Source organism: Nocardioides hungaricus (assembly GCF_054782915.1).
On sequence record NZ_BAAGRO010000049.1, the window covers coordinates 18,217 to 36,437 of the forward strand.

Genomic DNA, 18,221 nt, shown 5'->3' on the forward strand with positions numbered 1-18,221 from the left:
GCCGGCCGGCGGGGTGGCGGTGCAGGGATCCCCGGTCAGCCGGTGAAACCTGACGTTGTCGGCCGTTGCAACCCCTGACAACGTCAGGGATCCCCGGTCAGCCGGGGATCCCAACGGCCCCTCCGGCCCTGAGACGCCGCCCGGAGCCCGGCATGAGCCTCGCTAGCCTGTCCGCGTGGCAGTCAGGGCAGTGCGAGGAGCGACCCAGCTCGACGAGGACGTGCGGGACCACATGCTGGAGCGGGTGGCCGAGATGGTCGCCGACGTCATGGCGTCCAACGGGCTGGAGGTCGACGACTTCATCTCGGTGATCTTCACCGCGACGTCGGACCTGCACGCGGAGTTCCCGGCGTACGCCGCCCGGCGGCTCGGGTTCGACGACGTGCCGCTGATCTGCGCCCGCGAGCTCGAGATCGAGGGCTCGATGCCGCGGGTCGTCCGGATGATGGCGCACGTCGAGACCGACCTGCCGCGCGCCGACATCACCCACGTCTACCTGCACGGCGCCGCCGCCCTGCGCCGCGACCTCACCCGGGTTCGGGCGGTGCCGGATGACGCCTGACGCCGAGCCGATCCTGGCCGGCCCCGTCGAGGTCGTCGGCACCGGCCTGCTCGGCACGTCGATCGGGCTGGCCTGCCGCCGCGCCGGGATCGAGGTGCTGCTCAGCGACACCTCGCCCGAGCATGTGCGCACGGCGTCCGCCCTCGGCGCCGGCCGCCCGCGCGCGGAGGGCGACCGGCCGCAGCTGGTCGTCGTCGCCGTGCCCCCGGACCACCTCGGCGCCGAGATCGTCCGCGCGCTGGAGGAGACCGACGCCTTCGTCACCGACGTCGGCAGCGTGAAGACCGGCCCCCTGGCCGCCGTGACCGGCCGGCTCGGCACGCCGCGGTACGTCGGCGGCCACCCGATGGCGGGCAGCGAGCGGTCCGGGCCGCTGGCGGCGAACGCGGCGCTGTTCGACGGCCGCCCCTGGGCGATCGCGCCGCACGACGGCTCCGACCCGGCCGGCGTGGCGCTCGTCGAGGCGCTGGTGGCCGTCTGCGGCGGCGTCCCCGTGCTCCTCTCGCCGGAGGAGCACGACCGCGCGGTCGCCCGCACCTCCCACGTGCCCCACCTGCTCGCCTCCCTCGTCGCGGCCCGGCTCGTCGAGGCGCCGGCGGGCCACCTTGCCCTCACCGGGCAGGGCGTCCGCGACGTGACCCGGGTGGCCGCCGGCGACCCGGCGCTCTACGGCCAGATCGTCACCGCGAACGCCGAGGCGGTGCTCGGCCTGCTCGGCGAGGTCCGCGGCCAGCTCGACGTGCTCATCGACGCCGTGGGCAACGCCGACCGCGGGGGGCTCGAGGCGGTGCTGCGCGCGGGCGTGGCCGGCACGCAGGCGATCCCGGGCAAGCACGGCGGCCCGTCGCGGCCGACGTCCTCGGTGTTCGTGTCGGTGCCCGACGAGCCGGGCGTGCTGGCGCGGCTGTTCCAGACCGCCGGCGAGGCGGGCGTGAACATCGAGGATGTGCGCATCGACCACGACCTCGGCCGCCAGGTCGGCCTCGTGGAGCTCGTCGTCGAGGAGTCCCGTGCGGACCACCTCGACGCCTCGCTCGAATCCCGGGGATGGGTGACCCACCGGTAGGCTGACCCCCCGTGAGCAGCCCCCTCGTCGTCGCCGTCGACGGCACGTCCGGCTCCGGCAAGTCCAGCACCTCCCGGGGTGTCGCGGAGCGGCTCGGGCTGCGCTACCTCGACACCGGCGCGATGTTCCGCGCGATGACCTGGTGGCTGCTGCGGCAGGGCGTCGACGTGCACGACCCGGACGCCGTGGCCGCGCGCTGCGGCGAGCCCGAGATCGTCTCCGGCACCGACCCGTTCGCGCCCACGATCACCGTCGACGGCACGGACGTCGCCGTCGCGATCCGCCAGGACGACGTGACCGCCGCCGTCTCGCCGGTGAGCGCGGTCCCCGAGGTCCGCACCCGGCTGCTCGAGCTCCAGCGCGCGGTGATCGCCCGGGAGGCGGCAGCCGGCGGGATCGTCGTCGAGGGTCGCGACATCGGCTCGGTCGTCGTACCCGACGCCCCGGTGAAGGTCTACCTCAGCGCCGACTCCATGGCCCGCGCCGCGCGCCGGGCCGCCGAGCAGGGCGGGGGAGACGTCGCCGCCACCCAGGAGTCGCTGCTCGCCCGCGATCGGATCGACTCCGGCCGGGCCACCGCGCCGCTGACGATGGCCGATGACGCCGTCCACATCGACACCACCGGGCACACGCTCGAGGAGGTCATCGGCTTGGTCGTCGCGCTGGTCGAGGCCGCCGAGGCCCGGACGTGAGGCGCTCGGTCGTCCACCTCGATCCGCCGCGCAGCGACCGGGTCAGCGCGGCGCCGCGCTACCTGCTGTGCTCGCCGCTGCGGCCGCTCGCGCGGTTCGTCATCCGGCGCCGCTACACCGTGCGGGTCACCGACCCCGGCCACGTGCCCGCCTCGGGCCCGATCATCTACGCGTCCAACCACGTCGGGGTCGTCGACGGCCCGCTGCTGGCGATCTTCGCGCCGCGGCCGGCGCACGCGCTCACCAAGGTCGAGATGTTCACGGGGCTCCTGGGCTGGTTCCTGTGGCGCTCGGGCCAGATCCCGCTGGACCGCTTCCACACCGACCCGCGCGCGGTGAAGACCTGCCTGCGCGCGCTGCGCGATGGCCGCGCGATCGGCATCTACCCCGAGGGCAGCCGCGGGCCGGGCGACCTGGAGCGGTTCCACCGCGGCGCGGCCTACCTCGCGCTGGTCTCCGGCGCCCCGGTCATCCCGGTCACCATGCTCGGGTCCCGCGAGCCCGGCGGCGCCAGCGGGTCGCTGCCGAGGAGGGGGGCGGCCATCGACATGGTGTTCGGTGCGGCGTACCGGATCGAGCCGGTGCCGTGGCCGAGGACGCGGGAACAAGTCGAGAAGGCCTCGCTGTTGCTCCGGGAGCACATGTTGGTCCAGCTGGACCGGGCGCGCGCGTCGACCGGGAGAGACCTCCCGGGTCCGCTGCCGCCGACCGACGTAGATCCGGACCCCGCCACCGGGGTCACCGACCGAGGAGCACCATGACCGAGCTCGAGCCCGAGGCGCTCGGCCCCCTCCCTATCCTCGCCGTCGTCGGACGGCCCAACGTCGGCAAGTCCACGCTCGTGAACCGCATCCTCGGCCGCCGCGAGGCGGTCGTCGAGGACGTCCCGGGCGTGACCCGCGACCGCGTCTCGTACGACGCCGACTGGGCCGGCCGGGCCTTCACGGTCGTCGACACCGGCGGCTGGGACCCCGACGCCCGCGGCCTGGCCGAGCGGATCGCCGCCCAGGCCGAGATCGCGGTCGGGCTCGCCGACGCGGTGCTGTTCGTGGTCGACGCGACCGTGGGCATCACCGACGCCGACGAGGCGGTCGTGCGGATCCTGCGCAGGTCAGCCAAGCCGGTCGTGCTGGCGGCCAACAAGGTCGACGACCAGCGCGCGGAGGCCGAGACCTACGGCCTGTGGAACCTCGGCCTCGGCGAGCCGTTCCCCGTCTCCGCCCTGCACGGTCGGGGCTCGGGCGACCTGCTCGACGCCGTACTGGCCGCGCTGCCCGAGCCCCCGCCCGAGCGGGAGGCCGAGGTCGGCGGCCCGCGCCGGATCGCGATCGTCGGCAAGCCGAACGTCGGCAAGTCCTCGCTGCTCAACAAGCTGGCCGGTGAGGACCGCGTGGTCGTGGACGACGTCGCCGGTACGACGGTCGACCCGGTCGACGAGCTGATCGAGCTCGGCGGCCGGGCCTGGCGGTTCATCGACACCGCGGGCATCCGCAAGCGGGTGCGGGAGGCGTCCGGGCACGAGTACTACGCCTCGCTGCGCACCTCGACCGCGATCGACCGGGCCGAGGTGGCCGTGCTGGTCGTCGACGCGGAGCAGTCGATCTCCGAGCAGGACGTGCGGATCATCCAGACCGTCCGCGACGCCGGCCGCGCGCTGGTGATCGCGTTCAACAAGTGGGACCTCGTCGACGAGGAGCGCCGCTACTACCTCGAGCGCGAGATCGAGCGCGAGCTGGTGCAGGTGCAGTGGGCGCCGCGGATCAACATCACCGCACGCACCGGCTGGCACGTCGACCGGCTGGTGCCGGCGCTCGACCGGGCGATCGAGGGCTGGGAGACCCGGGTCCCGACCGGCGCCCTCAACGGCTTCCTCGGCCGATTGGTCGCCGAGCACCCGCACCCGGTGCGGGGCGGCAAGCAGCCGAAGGTCCTCTTCGGCACCCAGGCGACCACCGCTCCGCCGACGTTCATCCTGTTCACCAGCGGCAGGCTGGACGCGTCGTACGAGCGCTTCATCGAGCGCCGGCTGCGCGAGGAGTTCGGGTTCGCCGGCACGCCGATCGTGCTGCAGCAGCGGCCGCGGGAGAAGCGCAGGCGGTGACATCCGGGTTGCGATCGGGCGACGCGAGTCCCCCCTCGTCCTGGCCGCGACCGCGCTCGTGAACCGCTGGGTCGTGTGCCTGAGCACGCGCCATGGCGCGTGCTCAGGCACACGACCCGATTCCAGCGGGAGCGCCCGGCTGCGGTAGTGTTCACGCGGCCCCGACAAGGGGCCGTTCGGGCTGTGGCGCAGCTTGGTAGCGCACTTGACTGGGGGTCAAGGGGTCGCAGGTTCAAATCCTGTCAGCCCGACCGATCGAACCGCCCGGGACGCGTTGCGTGCGACCGGGCGGGTCGTCGTACCTGACAGATGTCGTGTTCCCTCGGTCGACCCCGACAGTTGCGGCGGGTGCGTCGGCAAACGAGATGTTGCGGCCGAGCTAGTGTGCGCGGCATGGAGACGCGCGTCGCCCTGGTCACCGGCAGCACCTCGGGGATCGGCGAGGCGATCGCGCGGAGGCTCGCGAGCGACGGCTGGCATGTGGTGGTCCACTCCGGAGCCAGCGCCGAGGCGGGGGAGCGGCTGGCCGCCGAGCTCGGCGGCTCCTACGTCCAGGCGGATCTCGCCGACGCGGACGCCGCCGGGGCGACGGTCGCCGCGGCCCTCGCAGAGATCGGGCGGCTCGACGTGCTGGTCAACAACGCCGGGATCAGCCGGCCGATCCCGCACGGCGACCTCGCGGCCGCGACCCCCCAGGTCTGGCGCGACATCCTCGAGGTGAACCTGATCGGCCCGTGGGCGCTGACGACCGCCGCGGCGCCGTACCTGCGCGCGAGCCGTGGTTGCGTGGTCAACGTGACCAGCCATGCGGGCGTGCGGCCCAAGGGCGCGTCGGTGCCGTACGCCGCCAGCAAGGCCGCCCTCAACCACGTCACCCGGCTGCTGGCCGTCGCGCTCGGCCCCGAGGTGCGGGTGAACGCGGTCGCGCCGGGGCTGGTCGACACGCCGATGACCGCCGACTGGACCGAGGCGCAGGAGCTGTGGCGCGAGCGGGCGCCGATGCGGCGGGCCGCGACCCCCGACGACGTCGCCGGACTGGTGGCGGACCTGGTCGCGAGCGACTACCTCACCGGCGAGGTGGTCCTCCTGGACGGCGGCCTCAACCTGCTCTGACATCTTCTGTGACGACTTTCACGGAGGGCGCTGACAGGGGCGCTCCCCGAGGGCTACCTTGCTCCGAGAACACGTTCTATTTATCGAGCACTTCCGAGCCCAGGAGCATCCATGAAGACTCGCGCCGCCATCTTGTGGGAGCCGCACACCGAGTGGAGTGTGGAGGACATCGAGCTCGACCCGCCGCGGAAGGGCGAGCTGCTGGTCAAGCTGGCGGCGTCCGGCCTGTGCCACTCCGACGAGCACATGGTCACCGGCGACATGGTGCTCGACCCGGAGCTCGCCGAGGCGTTCGGCCTCAAGCAGTTCCCGGTCGTCGGCGGCCACGAGGGCGCGGGCGTGGTGCAGGAGGTCGGCCCCGACACGGTCGGCTTCGAGGTCGGCGATCACGTGGTCTTCAGCTTCATCCCGTCCTGCGGCCGGTGCCCTTCCTGCTCGACCGGCCACCAGCACCTGTGCGACCTCGGCGCGTTCCTGCTCTCGGGCATGCAGCTCAGCGACTTCTCCTACCGCCACCACGCCAAGGACGGCCGCGACCTCGGCATCATGGTCGGGCTCGGCACGTTCTCGCCGTACACGGTCGTCAACGTCGACTCCGCGGTGAAGATCCGCAAGGACGTCCCGCTCGAGCGCGCCGCCCTCGTCGGCTGCGGCGTCACCACCGGGTGGGGCTCGGCGACGTACGCCGCCGGCGTGCAGTCCGGCGAGACCGTGGCCGTCGTCGGGGTCGGCGGCATCGGCATGAGCGCCGTGCAGGGCGCGGCGATGGCCGGCGCCCGGCACGTCGTCGCGATCGACCCGGTCGACTGGAAGCGCGAGAAGGCGCTCACCCTCGGCGCGACCCACGCCGCGCCGTCGATGGCGGACGCGCAGCCGCTGATCGGCGAGATCACCGCGGGCGCGATGGCGGACAAGGCGATCCTCGCGGTCGGCCTCGCCACCGGTGACCTGATCGCACCGATGATGAGCCTGGTCAAGAAGGCCGGCCGCGGCGTCGTCACCGCCGTCGCGAACATGATGGCCAGCGACGTGCAGCTCAACCTCTTCGAGATGGCGATGATGCGCAAGGAGCTCGTCGGCTGCATCTTCGGCAACGCCAACCCGCGCTACGACATCCCCCGCCTGCTCGACCTCTACATGGACGGCCGGCTCAAGCTCGACGAGATGGTGACCGCGACGTACACCCTCGACGACGTCAACCAGGGCTACCAGGACATGCGCGACGGCAAGAACATCCGGGGCGTCATCGTCTACGACTGACCCGCTGGGGAGGCTCAGGCGACGTCGGCGTCCATGGCGGCGACGTACTCGCGCTTGATCTCGCGCCAGGCCTCGTCGGTCATCGTGCGCCGCCAGTACGGCGAGCAGGACATGTCGGCGCGGGCGAGGCCCCGGTCGGCGAGCAGGTGCCGGCGGATCGCGCGGATCTCGTCCGCCTCGCCGTGCACGAACGCGTGCACCCGACCGGCGGGGAACTCCAGGTCCGCGACCGCGGTCGCGAGGAGGTCGGCGTCTCCGGGGCCGCCGGAGCGGTGCAGCCAGACCAGGTCGAGCTCGCCGGGGCAGGGGAGCGGCACCTCGTGCTCGGGGCCGTCGCAGAGCAGCCGGACGACCGCGCGGGATCCGGCCGGAACCGCCTCGAGCGACGCGGCGATGGCGGGTAGCGCCGACTCGTCCCCGACGAGCAGGTGCCAGTCGGCGTCGGGATCGGGCCGGTAGCCGCTGCCCGGGCCCTCGAGGACCAGCCCGTCGCCGGGCCGCGCGGCCGCAGCCCATGGTCCGCCGACGCCGTGGTCGCCGTGCACGACGAAGTCGAGGGCGAGGAGGCCGTCTCGCCAGCTGCGCACCGTGTAGCGCCGCCGCGCCGGCCACAGCTCGCGGTCGTGCTCCTCGCGCACGTCCGCGGGCACGAAGGCGCCGGCGTACGGCGCCCCGGCCGGCGGGATCGCGACGTTGACGTAGGCGTCGGTGTCCGCCGGGACGTCGAAGCCGTCGAGCCCGGGTCCGCCGAGGACCACTCGGATCAGCGCGGGCGTGAGCCACTCGGTCGACTCGACCCGTCCGTACCATGCCGTCATGGAAGTAAGGCTACCCTTACCCCGGTGACCCCGGGAGTGCTCGTCCGCCGCACCCTGCTGCGCCAGCGCCGCCGGCTGGCCGGCGCGGTGGCGCTGCTCCTCGTCTGGCAGCTCTGCGAGGCCGCGGTGCCGGTCCTGATCGGCATCGTGATCGACCGTGCCGTGGCGACCGGCGATGGAGCGCAGATGCTGCTGTGGGGCGCCGTGCTGTGCGTGCACTTCGCGGTGCTGAGCACCGGCTACCGGCTCGGCTCCCGGGTCGCGTTCCGGGCGCTCCAGGAGGAGAGCCACGCGCTGCGCACCGAGGTGTCCGCGGCCGTGCTCTCGCCCCGCGGAGCCCGGACCGGCCGGCTGCCCGGCGACGTGCTCTCGATCGCGACCGGCGACGCGGAGGCGGTCGCGACCGTGCTGTGGCAGCTCGCCCTGACCGTCGTGGGGCTGGTGGGGCTGGTCGCGACCGCCGTCGTGCTCGCGGTGATCGACCCGGTCGTCGCGGTCGTGGTGCTGGTCGGGGTCCCGGTCGTGCTCGTCGCCACCCGGGTGCTCGCGCCCCGGCTCGCCCACCGCGCGCACGCCCGCCAGGAGGCGGTCGGCCGGGCGACCGGGCTGGCCACCGACCTGATGCGCGGGCTGCGGCCGCTCAAGGGCATCGGCGCCGAGCGGGTGGCGCACCGGCGCTATCGGGCGGAGAGCCGCGACGCGATGCGCGCCAGCGTCGCGGCGGCCCGGTGGGAGGGGCTCCTCTACGGCACCACCGACGGGCTCAGCCTGGCCTTCCTCGCCGCCGTCGCGCTCCTGGCCGGCCAGCGCGCGCTCTCCGGCGAGCTCTCCATCGGCGAGCTGGTCGCGGTCGTCGGCCTCGCCCAGTTCGTGGCCGAGCCGATGGGGATGGTCGCCTACCTCGTCGCCGCGCTGGCCCGGTCCCGCGCGTCGGCCCGGCGGATCGTCGAGGTGCTCGCGGCCCCGCCGCTGGTGCACGTCGGCGACCGGTCCGCGGTGGCCCCGGGCGGGCTGGCGCTCGCGGCCGTGCGCCACGGCTCCCTGCACGACGTCACGCTGGACGTCCGACCGGGCCAGCTCGTCGCCGTCGTCGCGGAGGACCCCGCCGACGCGGCGGCGCTCGTGGATCTCCTGCGCGGCGAGGAGCGGCCGGAGTCGGGCGAGGTGCTGCTGGGCGGCGTACCTCTCACGGAGCTGCGGATCGAGGAGTCGCGCCGCCTGCTGGTGCTCGCCGAGCACCACGTGGACCTCTTCGAGGGCACGCTGCGCTCGAACGTCGACCCCGCCGAGCTGCTGAGCGACGACCGGGTCGCCGCGGTCCTCGCGGCCGCGGCGGCCGACGACCTGCCGGACGAGCCGGTGACCGTGGACGGCGGCACGCTCTCGGGCGGCCAGCGACAGCGCCTCGGCCTGGCCCGGGCGCTCGCGGCCGACCCGCCGGTGCTCGTGCTGCACGACCCGACGACGGCGGTCGACGCGGTGACCGAGCAGCGGATCGCGGCCGGCTCCGGCGGCGTACGCCGCCCGGACGGCGCCACCCTGGTCATCACGAGCAGCCCGGCCCTGCTGGCCGGCGCCGACCGGATCGTCCACCTTGCCGGGGGGCGCGTGGTCGCGACCGGGCGGCACGACGAGCTCGCCGCGGGCGAGGCCTACCGGACGGCGGTGCTGCGATGACGCTGCTCCCCGTCTCGACGCCGCGCGCGGCCGCGGGGCTCGCCTGGCGGCTGGTGCGCGAGCACCCCTGGCCGCTGCTGCTGTGCGCGGCCATGTTCGTGGTCGCCGGGCTGGCCGGGCTGGTCGGCCCGTGGCAGCTCGGCCGGATCGTCGACGTCGTCGACCGCGGCGGCGAGGGCGGCGAGATCGTCGCGGCCGGGCTCTGGATCCTCGGTGCCGCCGTGGTCGGCGGCCTCGCGACCGCGCTGTCGATCTCGCTGATGGCGCGCACCGCCGAGCCGGCGCTGGCCGAGCTGCGGGAGACCGTCGTCGACCGGGCGCTGGACCTCGAGGCCCGCGAGCTCGAGGCGGCCGGCTCGGGCGACCTGCTCTCGCGGGTCGGCGACGACGTGCGGCTGGTCACGGACTCGTTCACCGAGGTCGTGCCGATCCTGGTGAACTCCGTCGTCGCCGTGGTGTTCACCGCCGGCGGCCTGTTCGCGATCGACTGGCGGCTCGGGCTCGCCGGGCTCGGCGCGGTGCCGTCCTACGTGCTCGGCCTGCGCTGGTACCTCCCGCGCTCCGGCCCCTACTACCGCGCCGAGCGCGAGGCGAACGGCGCCCGCGCGGAGGCGCTGCTCACCGGCGTCCACGCCAGTCGGACGCTGCGCGCCCACGGCATCGCCGACCGGCACCAGGAGCTGACGACGGCCGCCTCGTGGCGATCCGCGCAGATCTCGATCGACGTCTACCGGCTGCTGACGCGCTTCTACGCCCGCAACAACCGGGCCGAGCTGGTCGGCCTGCTGCTGATCCTGGGCACCGGCTGGGTGCTCGCGCGCGGCGGCGGCGTCACGGTCGGCGCGGTCACGGCGGCGGCACTGCTCTTCCACCGGCTCTTCAACCCGATCGGCGCACTGATCGGCCTCTTCGACCAGGCGCAGTCGGTCGGCGCCTCGCTGGTCCGGCTCGCCGGACTGGCGCTGCTGCCGCCGCCCGCACCCGTCGCCGACCCGGCCGCGCCCGCCGACGGGCACCTCGTGGTGCGCGGGCTCCACCACGAGTACGTCGCCGGACGGCCCGCCGTGGACGAGGTCTCGATCGACGTGCCGGCCGGGCACCGGGTCGCGGTCGTCGGCGCCTCGGGTGCCGGCAAGACCACGCTGGGCGCGGCCGTCGCCGGGCGGCTGGTGCCGACCCGCGGCGACGTCTCGCTGGGCGGCGTACCGCTGGGGCGGGTGGACGCCGACGGCCGGCCTCCGGTGGCGATCGTGAGCCAGGAGGTGCACGTCTTCGCGGGCACGGTCCGCGACAACCTCACCCTGGCCGCGGCCGACGCCACCGACGAGCGGCTCGCCGAGGCGCTGCGGGAGGTGGGCGCGTGGGCGGCGGTCCGGGCACTGCCCGACGGCCTCGACACCGCGGTCGGCGACGGGGCGGTGGCGCTGAGTCCGGCGCTCGCCCAGCAGCTCGCACTCGCGCGGGTGCTGCTCGCGGATCCGGTGGCCGTCGTGCTCGACGAGGCGACCGCCGAGGCCGGCTCGGCCGGCGCGCGCGACCTCGAGCGGGCGGCCCTCGCCGCAACGGCGGGCCGCACCTCCCTGACGATCGCGCACCGGCTCACCCAGGCGGTCACCGCCGACGAGGTCGTGGTGATGGACGCGGGCCGCGTCGTCGAGCGCGGCACCCACGACGAGCTCGTGGCCGCTGGCGGGAGCTACGCCACGCTCTGGGCGGCGTGGTCGGGCGGGCGGCCGACCTAGGCCGCAGGACGTCATCCGGACGGTGCGTCCCCTGCCACCACTCGGATGACGTCCTGCGATATCGGCGGCGTCGTACGGTGCAGCCATGGCGGGCTGCGAGATCGTGCCGGGCGAGCGGCCCGGCACGTTCGTGCTGCGGCTGGACGGCATGAGCCAGTCGCACGTCGACCTGCGCCACCCCGCACACCTCGAGTTCGAGTACGTGCGCCGGATCGCCGACGTCCTGGACGCCTGCGCGCCCGGCGGCGCCCCCGTCCGGGTCGTGCACGTCGGCGGCGCGGCGATGACGCTGCCGCGGTACGTCGCCGCCACCCGGCCGCGCTCGGCCCAGATCGTCCTCGAGCCCGCCATCGAGGTGACCGAGCGGGTCCGCGAGGAGCTCCCGCTGCCGCCCCGCAGCGGCATCAAGGTGCGTCCGGTCGACGGCCGCCGCGGAGTCGCCGAGCTGCGCGACGGGTACGCCGAGGTGGTGGTCGTCGACGCCTTCGCGGACGGCCGGGTGCCCGGTGAGCTCGTCACCGACGGGTTCTTCGGGGACCTCGCCCGTGTCCTCGACCCCGCCGGGCTGCTGGTGCTGAACGTGGCCGACCGGGCGCCGTTCGGCTGGACCCGCCGGGTCGTCGCCGGCCTGCGCTCGGTGTACCCGGAGCTGATGCTCACCGCGGAGCCCGCCACGCTGCGGGCCCGCCGGCTCGGCAACCTGGTGCTGGTGGCCTCGCACGGCCCGGTCCCGCTCGCGGCGCTCCGGATCAGGTCGGCGAGCTCGGCGGCGCCGTACCGCGTGCTCGACGCGGGCGGCGTCTCCGACTCGTTCGGCGGCGGCACGCCGTTCACGGCCGCAGACCACGAGCCCTCGCCGGCGCCGGGATAGCGGAGCATTCATCCATCCGACGCTATCCGTCCATAAATTCTGGACGGTCGATTCATCCCTGCTCGATGGGCTGGCGCCCGCTCCCACACCTCCGATTCCGTCGGTGCGCCAGTCGCGCTCCCGGGCCACGGCTGAGGTCACGGCGTGGGCGACGTCCGGCCGGCTCCCCGAAGGAATCTCATGCGCGCGCACCACTCCACCCTGCCCGTCCTCGCCCGGCTCGTCGCGGCGGTGGTCCTCCTGCCGCTCCTGGCCCTCCTGCCGGGCGGCCCGGCCGCGACCGCCGCGACGGCGAACGGCCTCACCCTGTCCGTGGACGACGGCCAGACGCTGAGCGGCACCGTGAACCTCACGGCGACGGACACCGAGTCCGCCGAGCCGGTGGCGCTGAGCATCGACGGCGAGCCCGTCGCAGGCACCGTCGAAACCCCGCCCGTCGACCTGGTCTTCCAGGCGCACGGCTGGGAGGCGAACACCTACAACACCTGGGTCGTCAACGGCGAGACGAGGATCGTGCCGCTGACGCGCTACTGGGACTGGGCCGCGGGGTCGTGGCGGATCCCCGCGGGCGCACTCCGGCCGGGCGTCAACACGGTCGAGCTGCTGACCGGGAGCACGCAGCAGGCGCTCGACCCGAGGCCGAACGAGAACGACGACTTCCGGGTGCGCAACGTCAAGCTCAGGTTCGCAGACGGCGGCACGCTCACCGACCCCGCCCTGGGCGAGAACGTCTCGGTGAACATGGGGGACAACGGCACCCCGCCGAAGCTCCGGCAGACCTGGACGATCGAGGTCCCGGAATCGCGCCTGCGGCCGGTGACCACCAGCTACTCGTGGAACGCCGACGCGGCCGAGCCCGGGACGCACGTGGTCACGGCGACCTCGGCCGACGGGACGCGGACGGTGAGCGCGACCGTGACCACCGGCTCGGTGGCGCCCGAGCCCGAGCGGATCGTCCTGACGCCGCCGGCGGACGCCTCGACGGGGCAGTCGTTCACCTGGCGCACCGGATCGTCGACCACCGACGGCGCGGTGAGCGTCCGGGAGGCCGGCAGCGACGGGGCGTGGCGGGTCGTCGACGCCACCACGAACGAGGCGCTGACCAGCGACGGTGTCTCGACCCGCACCCACTCGGCCACGGTGACCGGCCTGCGGCCGGGCACGACCTACGAGTACTTCGTCGGCAACGACGACGCCACCAGCGACGCCTACCGCTTCACCACCGCCGGCAACGCGGGCGACCCCTTCACGTTCCTCTACTTCGGCGACGGGCAGAACGAGCTGACCGACAAGTGGGCGCCGACGGTCCAGAAGGCGTACGAGACCTTCCCCGAGGCGGTGGGGTCGGTGAACGCCGGCGACCTCGTCGACGCCTCGCGCAACGAGTCGGAGTGGACCGAGCTGTTCGGCGCGCTGGGTGAGCGAGCGCCGACGAAGAACCTGCTCGCGGCGCCCGGCAACCACGAGTACGTCGGCGACACCCGGCTGGGGAAGTGGAAGTCGAACTTCGAGTACCCCGGCAACGGCCCCACCTACGACGGGCCGGCACCGGACGCCACCGGACTGACCGACGCCCAGCGGCAGGAGGCGGCGTACCGCACCCGGATGGCGAAGGCCATGCAGGAGACCGTCTACTACACCGACTACCAGGGCGTCCGGTTCATCACGCTCAACGCGACCACGAACGAGGCGACCGACCTCTTCACCCCGGCGAACCTGCCGTCCTGCTCCGTGGACTGTCCCGACCCCAAGCAGCTGTGGGTCGACATGCAGGCCGAGTGGCTCGACCGGGTGCTGGCGGACAACCCGAACAAGTGGACGGTCGCGACCTTCCACCAGCCGGTGTTCTCGACCGCCGTGGACCGGGACGAGCAGCGGCTGCGCAGTGCATGGCTGCCGGTGTTCGAGAGCCGGAACATCGACCTGGTGCTGATGGCGCACGACCACACCTATGCGCGCGGGTTCGTCAACAGCGACGCCACCTCGACCCCGGGCATGACCCGCGGTCCGGTGTACGCGGTGTCGGTGTCCGGCCCGAAGTACTACGAGCGGCAGCCGGCCGACGACAACGTGTGGACCCGCAACGGTGCGACCCAGGTCGTCTCCGCCGGCGGCACCTCGACGTTCCAGGGCATCACCGTGGACGGCAACACGCTGCGCTACCGCTCGGTCGTGGCCGCGAAGTGGGACGACACCTCCTCGACCGACGTACCGGTGGGCGGCACCCTGGACTCCTTCACGATCACCAAGTACCCGAGCGGCGCCAAGCGGGTGACCGAGGACGGCGTCCAGCCGCCCGCCGAGGACCCGGGCGCCGGTCCCGAGGAGCCGCAGGACACCGGCCTGGACTTCAACATCCCCAACGGCGCCAGGGTCTCCGGCATCACCAGGCTGATCGCCACCGACGCCCGGTCACAGGAGGGCCCCTCGATCAGCGTCGACGACGTCCCGCAGGAGGTCACCTCCGGCGCCGGCGGCGCCGTCGACCTGCAGTTCGACGCACACGGCTGGGAGGGCAGCACCAGGAACACCTTCTACATCAACGGCGAGGACTACTCGATCCGGCCGATGACCCGCTACTACCAGGACGGCAACGGGGTCTACCCGACGGGCACCTGGCGGATACCGGCGGGCGCGCTGCGCCCGGGTGCCAACACGATCCAGCTGCGCATCGGCAGCGCCAGCCAGGTGCTCGACCCGGCGGACAACGCGAACGACGACTTCCGCATCAAGAACGTGCGGCTGCGGTTCCCCGACGGCGCAACGCTCAGCGACCCGGCCTACCCCGCCAGCCAGCTGATCAACATGGGCGACTCGAACCCGTCGGCGGCCCGGACCTGGACCTGGACGATCAACATCCCGACCGACCGGCTGCTCGCGCAGTCGACGACGTCGTGGGACACCACGAAGGACACCTCCGGCCTGCACCGGGTCACCGCGACCTCCGCGGACGGCACCCGGTCCCGCTCGCTGACGGTGCGCGTGGACAACGAGGAGCCGGTCTCGCTGAACCTCGCCGACGGTGCCGTCGTCAACGGGCGCCGGACGATCACCTCGACCGGCGACGTCGAGCCGGTGGTCACAGTCGACGGCGAGCAGATCCCGGTGGAGCTGCGCCGGCGCGTGGTCGATCCGGTCTTCAAGTTCGAGGGCGACGGCTTCCAGCCGGACGCGGCGATGGACAGCATCTGGATCAACGGCGAGCTGTTCCGGGTCCTCGGCGTGCCCGAGGCCGCACACGGCTGGAAGACGGTGTCGGTCCCCATCCCGTGGGAGAAGCTGCGGCCGGGAACCAACACGATCCGGATCCGGGCCGGCGGCAACCTTTCGCCGACCGGAGACGACGCCGACAGCTTCAAGACCCGCAACTCGCGTCTCGAGCTGGCCGGCGACCGCGTGCTGCGCGACCCGCAGTACTCCCAGACCCAGGAGCTCGGCTACGGGCCGGGACGGAAGTTCTGGGACTTCACCATCACCGTCCCGGACCGGTTCGAGACGGTCTACCAGGCCGACTGGGACACCTCGGCGTACGACGACGGCGAGTACGCCGTCACTGTCGCGCGCCCGGACGGACGCAGCGAGCAGACGGCCACGGTCGAGGTCGACAACACCGGCCCCGAGATCACGATCGGGGCTCCGGCCGACGGCCGTGACTACGCCACTGGCGAGTTCGTCGTGGACGCCTCGGCCTCCGACGTCAACGACGTGGCGGAGCTGGCCCTGACGATCGACGGCGAGCCCGTCGAGAACGGGCAGACCGTCACGGCGGACGACCTGCCCGACGGGGACCACACCCTGGTGGCCCGCGCGACGGACACGCTCGGCAACGAGTCGGTCCGGCGCGTCTCCTTCCGCACGGTCGGCAACCTGCCGAAGGTGCCTGCGAACCCGCTTCCGGGTGACGGGTCGTCGGGCCGCTCCCCGGAGTCGACCGACCTGAGCGTGGACGTGGCGGACCCGACCGGCGACGCGCTGACGGCCGACTTCAAGTGGGCCTACCGGGGCGACTTCGCGGTCGGCGCCAACACCGCGACCGTGGGACAGTCGACCACGGCCGTTCCCACGAGCGCGGACGGCGCGCCGGCCACCGCCGCCGACCGGCGCGCCCTGGCGGCGGCCGACGGAGAGACCCTCCGCACCGACGGCGCCGCGGCGTACCCGTTCCAGACGTTCGAGATCGCCGTGCCCGAGGATCTCGGCACCCAGAGCTACGCGGTCACGTGGTCGGGCTCGGTCCCGGACACGCAGCGAGCGGCGCTCTCGGTGTGGAACAACCGCACCGAGAGCTGGGATCTCGTGGACGAGGGCATCGGCGCCGACCTGGAGCTGAGGGGCAGGGCGTCGTACGCCGACACCGTCGCCGGGGGCACCGCGACCCTGATGATCCAGGACATCCAGGCGACCGTCATCGCCGAGAACGACGACCCCTCGGTGTGGGCCTGGATCAGCGACACGCAGTTCTACTCCCAGAACGACCCGTCGGTCTACCGCAAGCAGATGCAGTGGGTCCTCGACAACCGCGAGTCCGAGGGCATCGGCTATGCCCTCCACACCGGTGACATCCAGAACACCAAGACGGAGGGCGAGTGGCAGGCCGCCAGCTCGGCCCAGCAGATGTGGGACGACGCCGGCCTGCCCTACGGCATGGCGCCGGGCAACCACGACATCGACGCGGACGGCACCTACACGACGTACCAGAAGTACTTCGGTGCGGAGCGGTTCGCGGACAAGCCGTGGTACCGCGAGAGCCAGAACGACAACGTCCAGCACGCCGACGTCCTGTCCTCGCCGGGCGCCGACTACCTCGTGCTGTTCCTGAACTGGCAGCTGAGCCAGGACGAGATCGACTGGGCGAACCGGATCATCCGGAAGTACCCGGACTACAACGTCGTCCTCGCCACGCACCAGTACTTCGGGAACGACGGGGCGTACGTCAAGCCCGCACCGACGATCTGGGACCAGATCGTGGCTCCGAACCCCAATGTCGACGTCGTGCTCTCCGGGCACATCGGGATCTGGAGCAACATCAAGCGGGTCGACCAGGGCCGCTCGGTGATCGAGGTGATGGCCGACTACCAGAGCGCCCCGAACAACGGCGACGGCTGGATGCGGACGGTCACCTTCGACGCGGCGAACCAGACGTTCGACAACCGGACGCTGTCGGTCACGCGCGCCGGGACCTCCTGGAAGGACGACGCCATGGAGAACTTCACGATGCCGATCGAGCTGACAGCCCCGGAGCGCTGGGTGGCGACGGACTACGTCGGCATCGTCGCCAAGTCCGACCAGGTGATCGCCTCGCGGGAGTCGGTCGCCTCTGGGTCGACGGTCACGGTCCCGACGGGTCCGCTCGACGCGGACTCGCGCTACAGCTGGTATGTCGACGTAACCGACGCCGACGGGTTCAGCCGGACCTCGCCGGTGTGGACGTTCACCACGGGCACCGCTCCGGGTGGCCCGGGTGGCCCGGGTGGCCCGGGCACGCCTCCGGACCGGACCGCGCCGGTCCTGACCGTCCCCGGTGACGCCGAGATCGGCGTCGGTGACGCCTTCGACCCGATGCGGGGCGTGACGGCGGTCGACGAGGTCGACGGCGACCTGCGGACGAAGGTGCAGATCGAGGGCCGCGTGGACACGGCGACGCCCGGGACCTACGTGCTGACCTACACCGTCGCCGACGCGGCCGGCAACAGCAGCACCCGCCAGCGCACGGTCCGGGTGACCGGCCGGCTCCAGCCGGGCCGGCCGGTGATCACGGGCCGGACCCGGGTGGGCGACACCCTGACGGTGTCGCCGGGCTCCTGGACCCCCGCGCCGCAGCTGTCCTACCAGTGGTACGCCGGCGGCCATGCCGTCGACGGCGCGACCGGCACCAGCCTGATCCTCACGCCGACGCTGCTCGGGTCGCGGGTGACCGTGCGGGTCACCGGACGACGCGAGGGGTACGACCCGGCCTCGGTCGACGCGGCGGCCTCCGGGCGGGTCGTGCGCGGCCGGTTCGACACGGCCCGGCCCGAGCTCGTCGGCCGGGTACGAGTCGGTGCCACGCTGCGGGTGGTGACCGGCGACTGGTCGCCGCAGCCGGCGTTCGCCTATCGGTGGTTCGCCGGCGGGAAGGTGCTGCGCGGTGCGACCGGTGAACGGTTGCGGCTCACCCGCAAGCTGCTCGGGCTCCGGGTCAGGGTCGTCGTGATCGGCACCCGCGACGGCTACGCCACCCAGACGCGCACCACCGCGCCGACCGGCAAGGTCGTCCGCCGGACCGGCCGGCGCTGAGGGACCACCGGGGCCGCGACCGCACCACGATCGCGGCCCCGGT

At 73.6% G+C, this 18,221-nt stretch carries 12 protein-coding genes and 1 tRNA gene; 12 read left to right on the forward strand and 1 reads right to left on the reverse strand.

Annotated elements, in window-relative coordinates:
• Positions 1-175: 175 nt before the first annotated feature.
• The 8 genes from aroH (at position 176) to ACYVKX_RS18535 (ending at position 6,794) form a co-directional block, all read left to right on the forward strand.
• Complete coding sequence (gene aroH, locus ACYVKX_RS18500) at positions 176-562, forward strand: chorismate mutase (protein ID WP_460835150.1); 387 nt, start codon at positions 176-178, stop codon at positions 560-562.
• Complete coding sequence (locus tag ACYVKX_RS18505) at positions 552-1,628, forward strand: prephenate dehydrogenase (protein WP_460835151.1); 1,077 nt, start codon at positions 552-554, stop codon at positions 1,626-1,628. The genes aroH and ACYVKX_RS18505 overlap by 11 nt, the downstream gene beginning before the upstream one ends.
• Before the next feature lie 11 nt (positions 1,629-1,639).
• A complete protein-coding gene (gene cmk, locus ACYVKX_RS18510) occupies positions 1,640-2,320 on the forward strand; it encodes a (d)CMP kinase (protein ID WP_460835152.1) in 681 nt (226 codons plus the stop codon).
• Positions 2,317-3,081, forward strand: coding sequence for a lysophospholipid acyltransferase family protein (locus tag ACYVKX_RS18515; RefSeq protein WP_460835153.1), 765 nt, complete (start codon positions 2,317-2,319; stop codon positions 3,079-3,081). Before cmk ends, ACYVKX_RS18515 begins: the two co-directional genes overlap by 4 nt.
• Positions 3,078-4,421: a ribosome biogenesis GTPase Der gene (der, locus tag ACYVKX_RS18520; protein WP_460835154.1), complete on the forward strand. Its 1,344-nt coding sequence runs from the start codon at positions 3,078-3,080 to the stop codon at positions 4,419-4,421. Before ACYVKX_RS18515 ends, der begins: the two co-directional genes overlap by 4 nt.
• 177 nt (positions 4,422-4,598) lie before the next feature.
• Positions 4,599-4,672 (forward strand) — tRNA-Pro (locus tag ACYVKX_RS18525).
• A 142-nt stretch (positions 4,673-4,814) separates the two neighbouring features.
• Entirely contained in the window at positions 4,815-5,534 is a 720-nt protein-coding gene (locus ACYVKX_RS18530) for an SDR family NAD(P)-dependent oxidoreductase (RefSeq protein WP_460835155.1), read from the forward strand.
• Positions 5,535-5,645: 111 nt separating this feature from the next.
• Entirely contained in the window at positions 5,646-6,794 is a 1,149-nt protein-coding gene (locus tag ACYVKX_RS18535; protein WP_460835156.1) for an NDMA-dependent alcohol dehydrogenase, read from the forward strand.
• Positions 6,795-6,808: 14 nt separating this feature from the next.
• Here ACYVKX_RS18535 and ACYVKX_RS18540 read toward each other — a convergent pair whose 3' ends face one another.
• Complete coding sequence (locus tag ACYVKX_RS18540) at positions 6,809-7,612, reverse strand: siderophore-interacting protein (protein WP_460835157.1); 804 nt, start codon at positions 7,610-7,612, stop codon at positions 6,809-6,811.
• A gap of 24 nt (positions 7,613-7,636) precedes the next feature.
• Here ACYVKX_RS18540 and ACYVKX_RS18545 point away from each other — a divergent pair, with 24 nt between their 5' ends.
• The 4 genes from ACYVKX_RS18545 (at position 7,637) to ACYVKX_RS18560 (ending at position 18,178) form a co-directional block, all read left to right on the forward strand.
• A complete protein-coding gene (locus ACYVKX_RS18545; RefSeq protein ID WP_460835158.1) occupies positions 7,637-9,289 on the forward strand; it encodes an ABC transporter transmembrane domain-containing protein in 1,653 nt (550 codons plus the stop codon).
• Positions 9,286-11,031 carry an ABC transporter ATP-binding protein gene (locus tag ACYVKX_RS18550; RefSeq protein WP_460835159.1) on the forward strand — a complete coding sequence of 582 codons (1,746 nt, stop codon included), beginning with the start codon at positions 9,286-9,288 and terminating at the stop codon, positions 11,029-11,031. Before ACYVKX_RS18545 ends, ACYVKX_RS18550 begins: the two co-directional genes overlap by 4 nt.
• An 85-nt stretch (positions 11,032-11,116) precedes the next feature.
• Positions 11,117-11,902, forward strand: a complete 786-nt coding sequence (locus tag ACYVKX_RS18555) for a spermidine synthase (RefSeq protein ID WP_460835160.1) — start codon at positions 11,117-11,119, stop codon at positions 11,900-11,902.
• Positions 11,903-12,082: 180 nt separating this feature from the next.
• Positions 12,083-18,178, forward strand: a complete 6,096-nt coding sequence (locus ACYVKX_RS18560) for a metallophosphoesterase (RefSeq protein WP_460835161.1) — start codon at positions 12,083-12,085, stop codon at positions 18,176-18,178.
• The last annotated feature ends 43 nt before the right edge of the window (positions 18,179-18,221 follow it).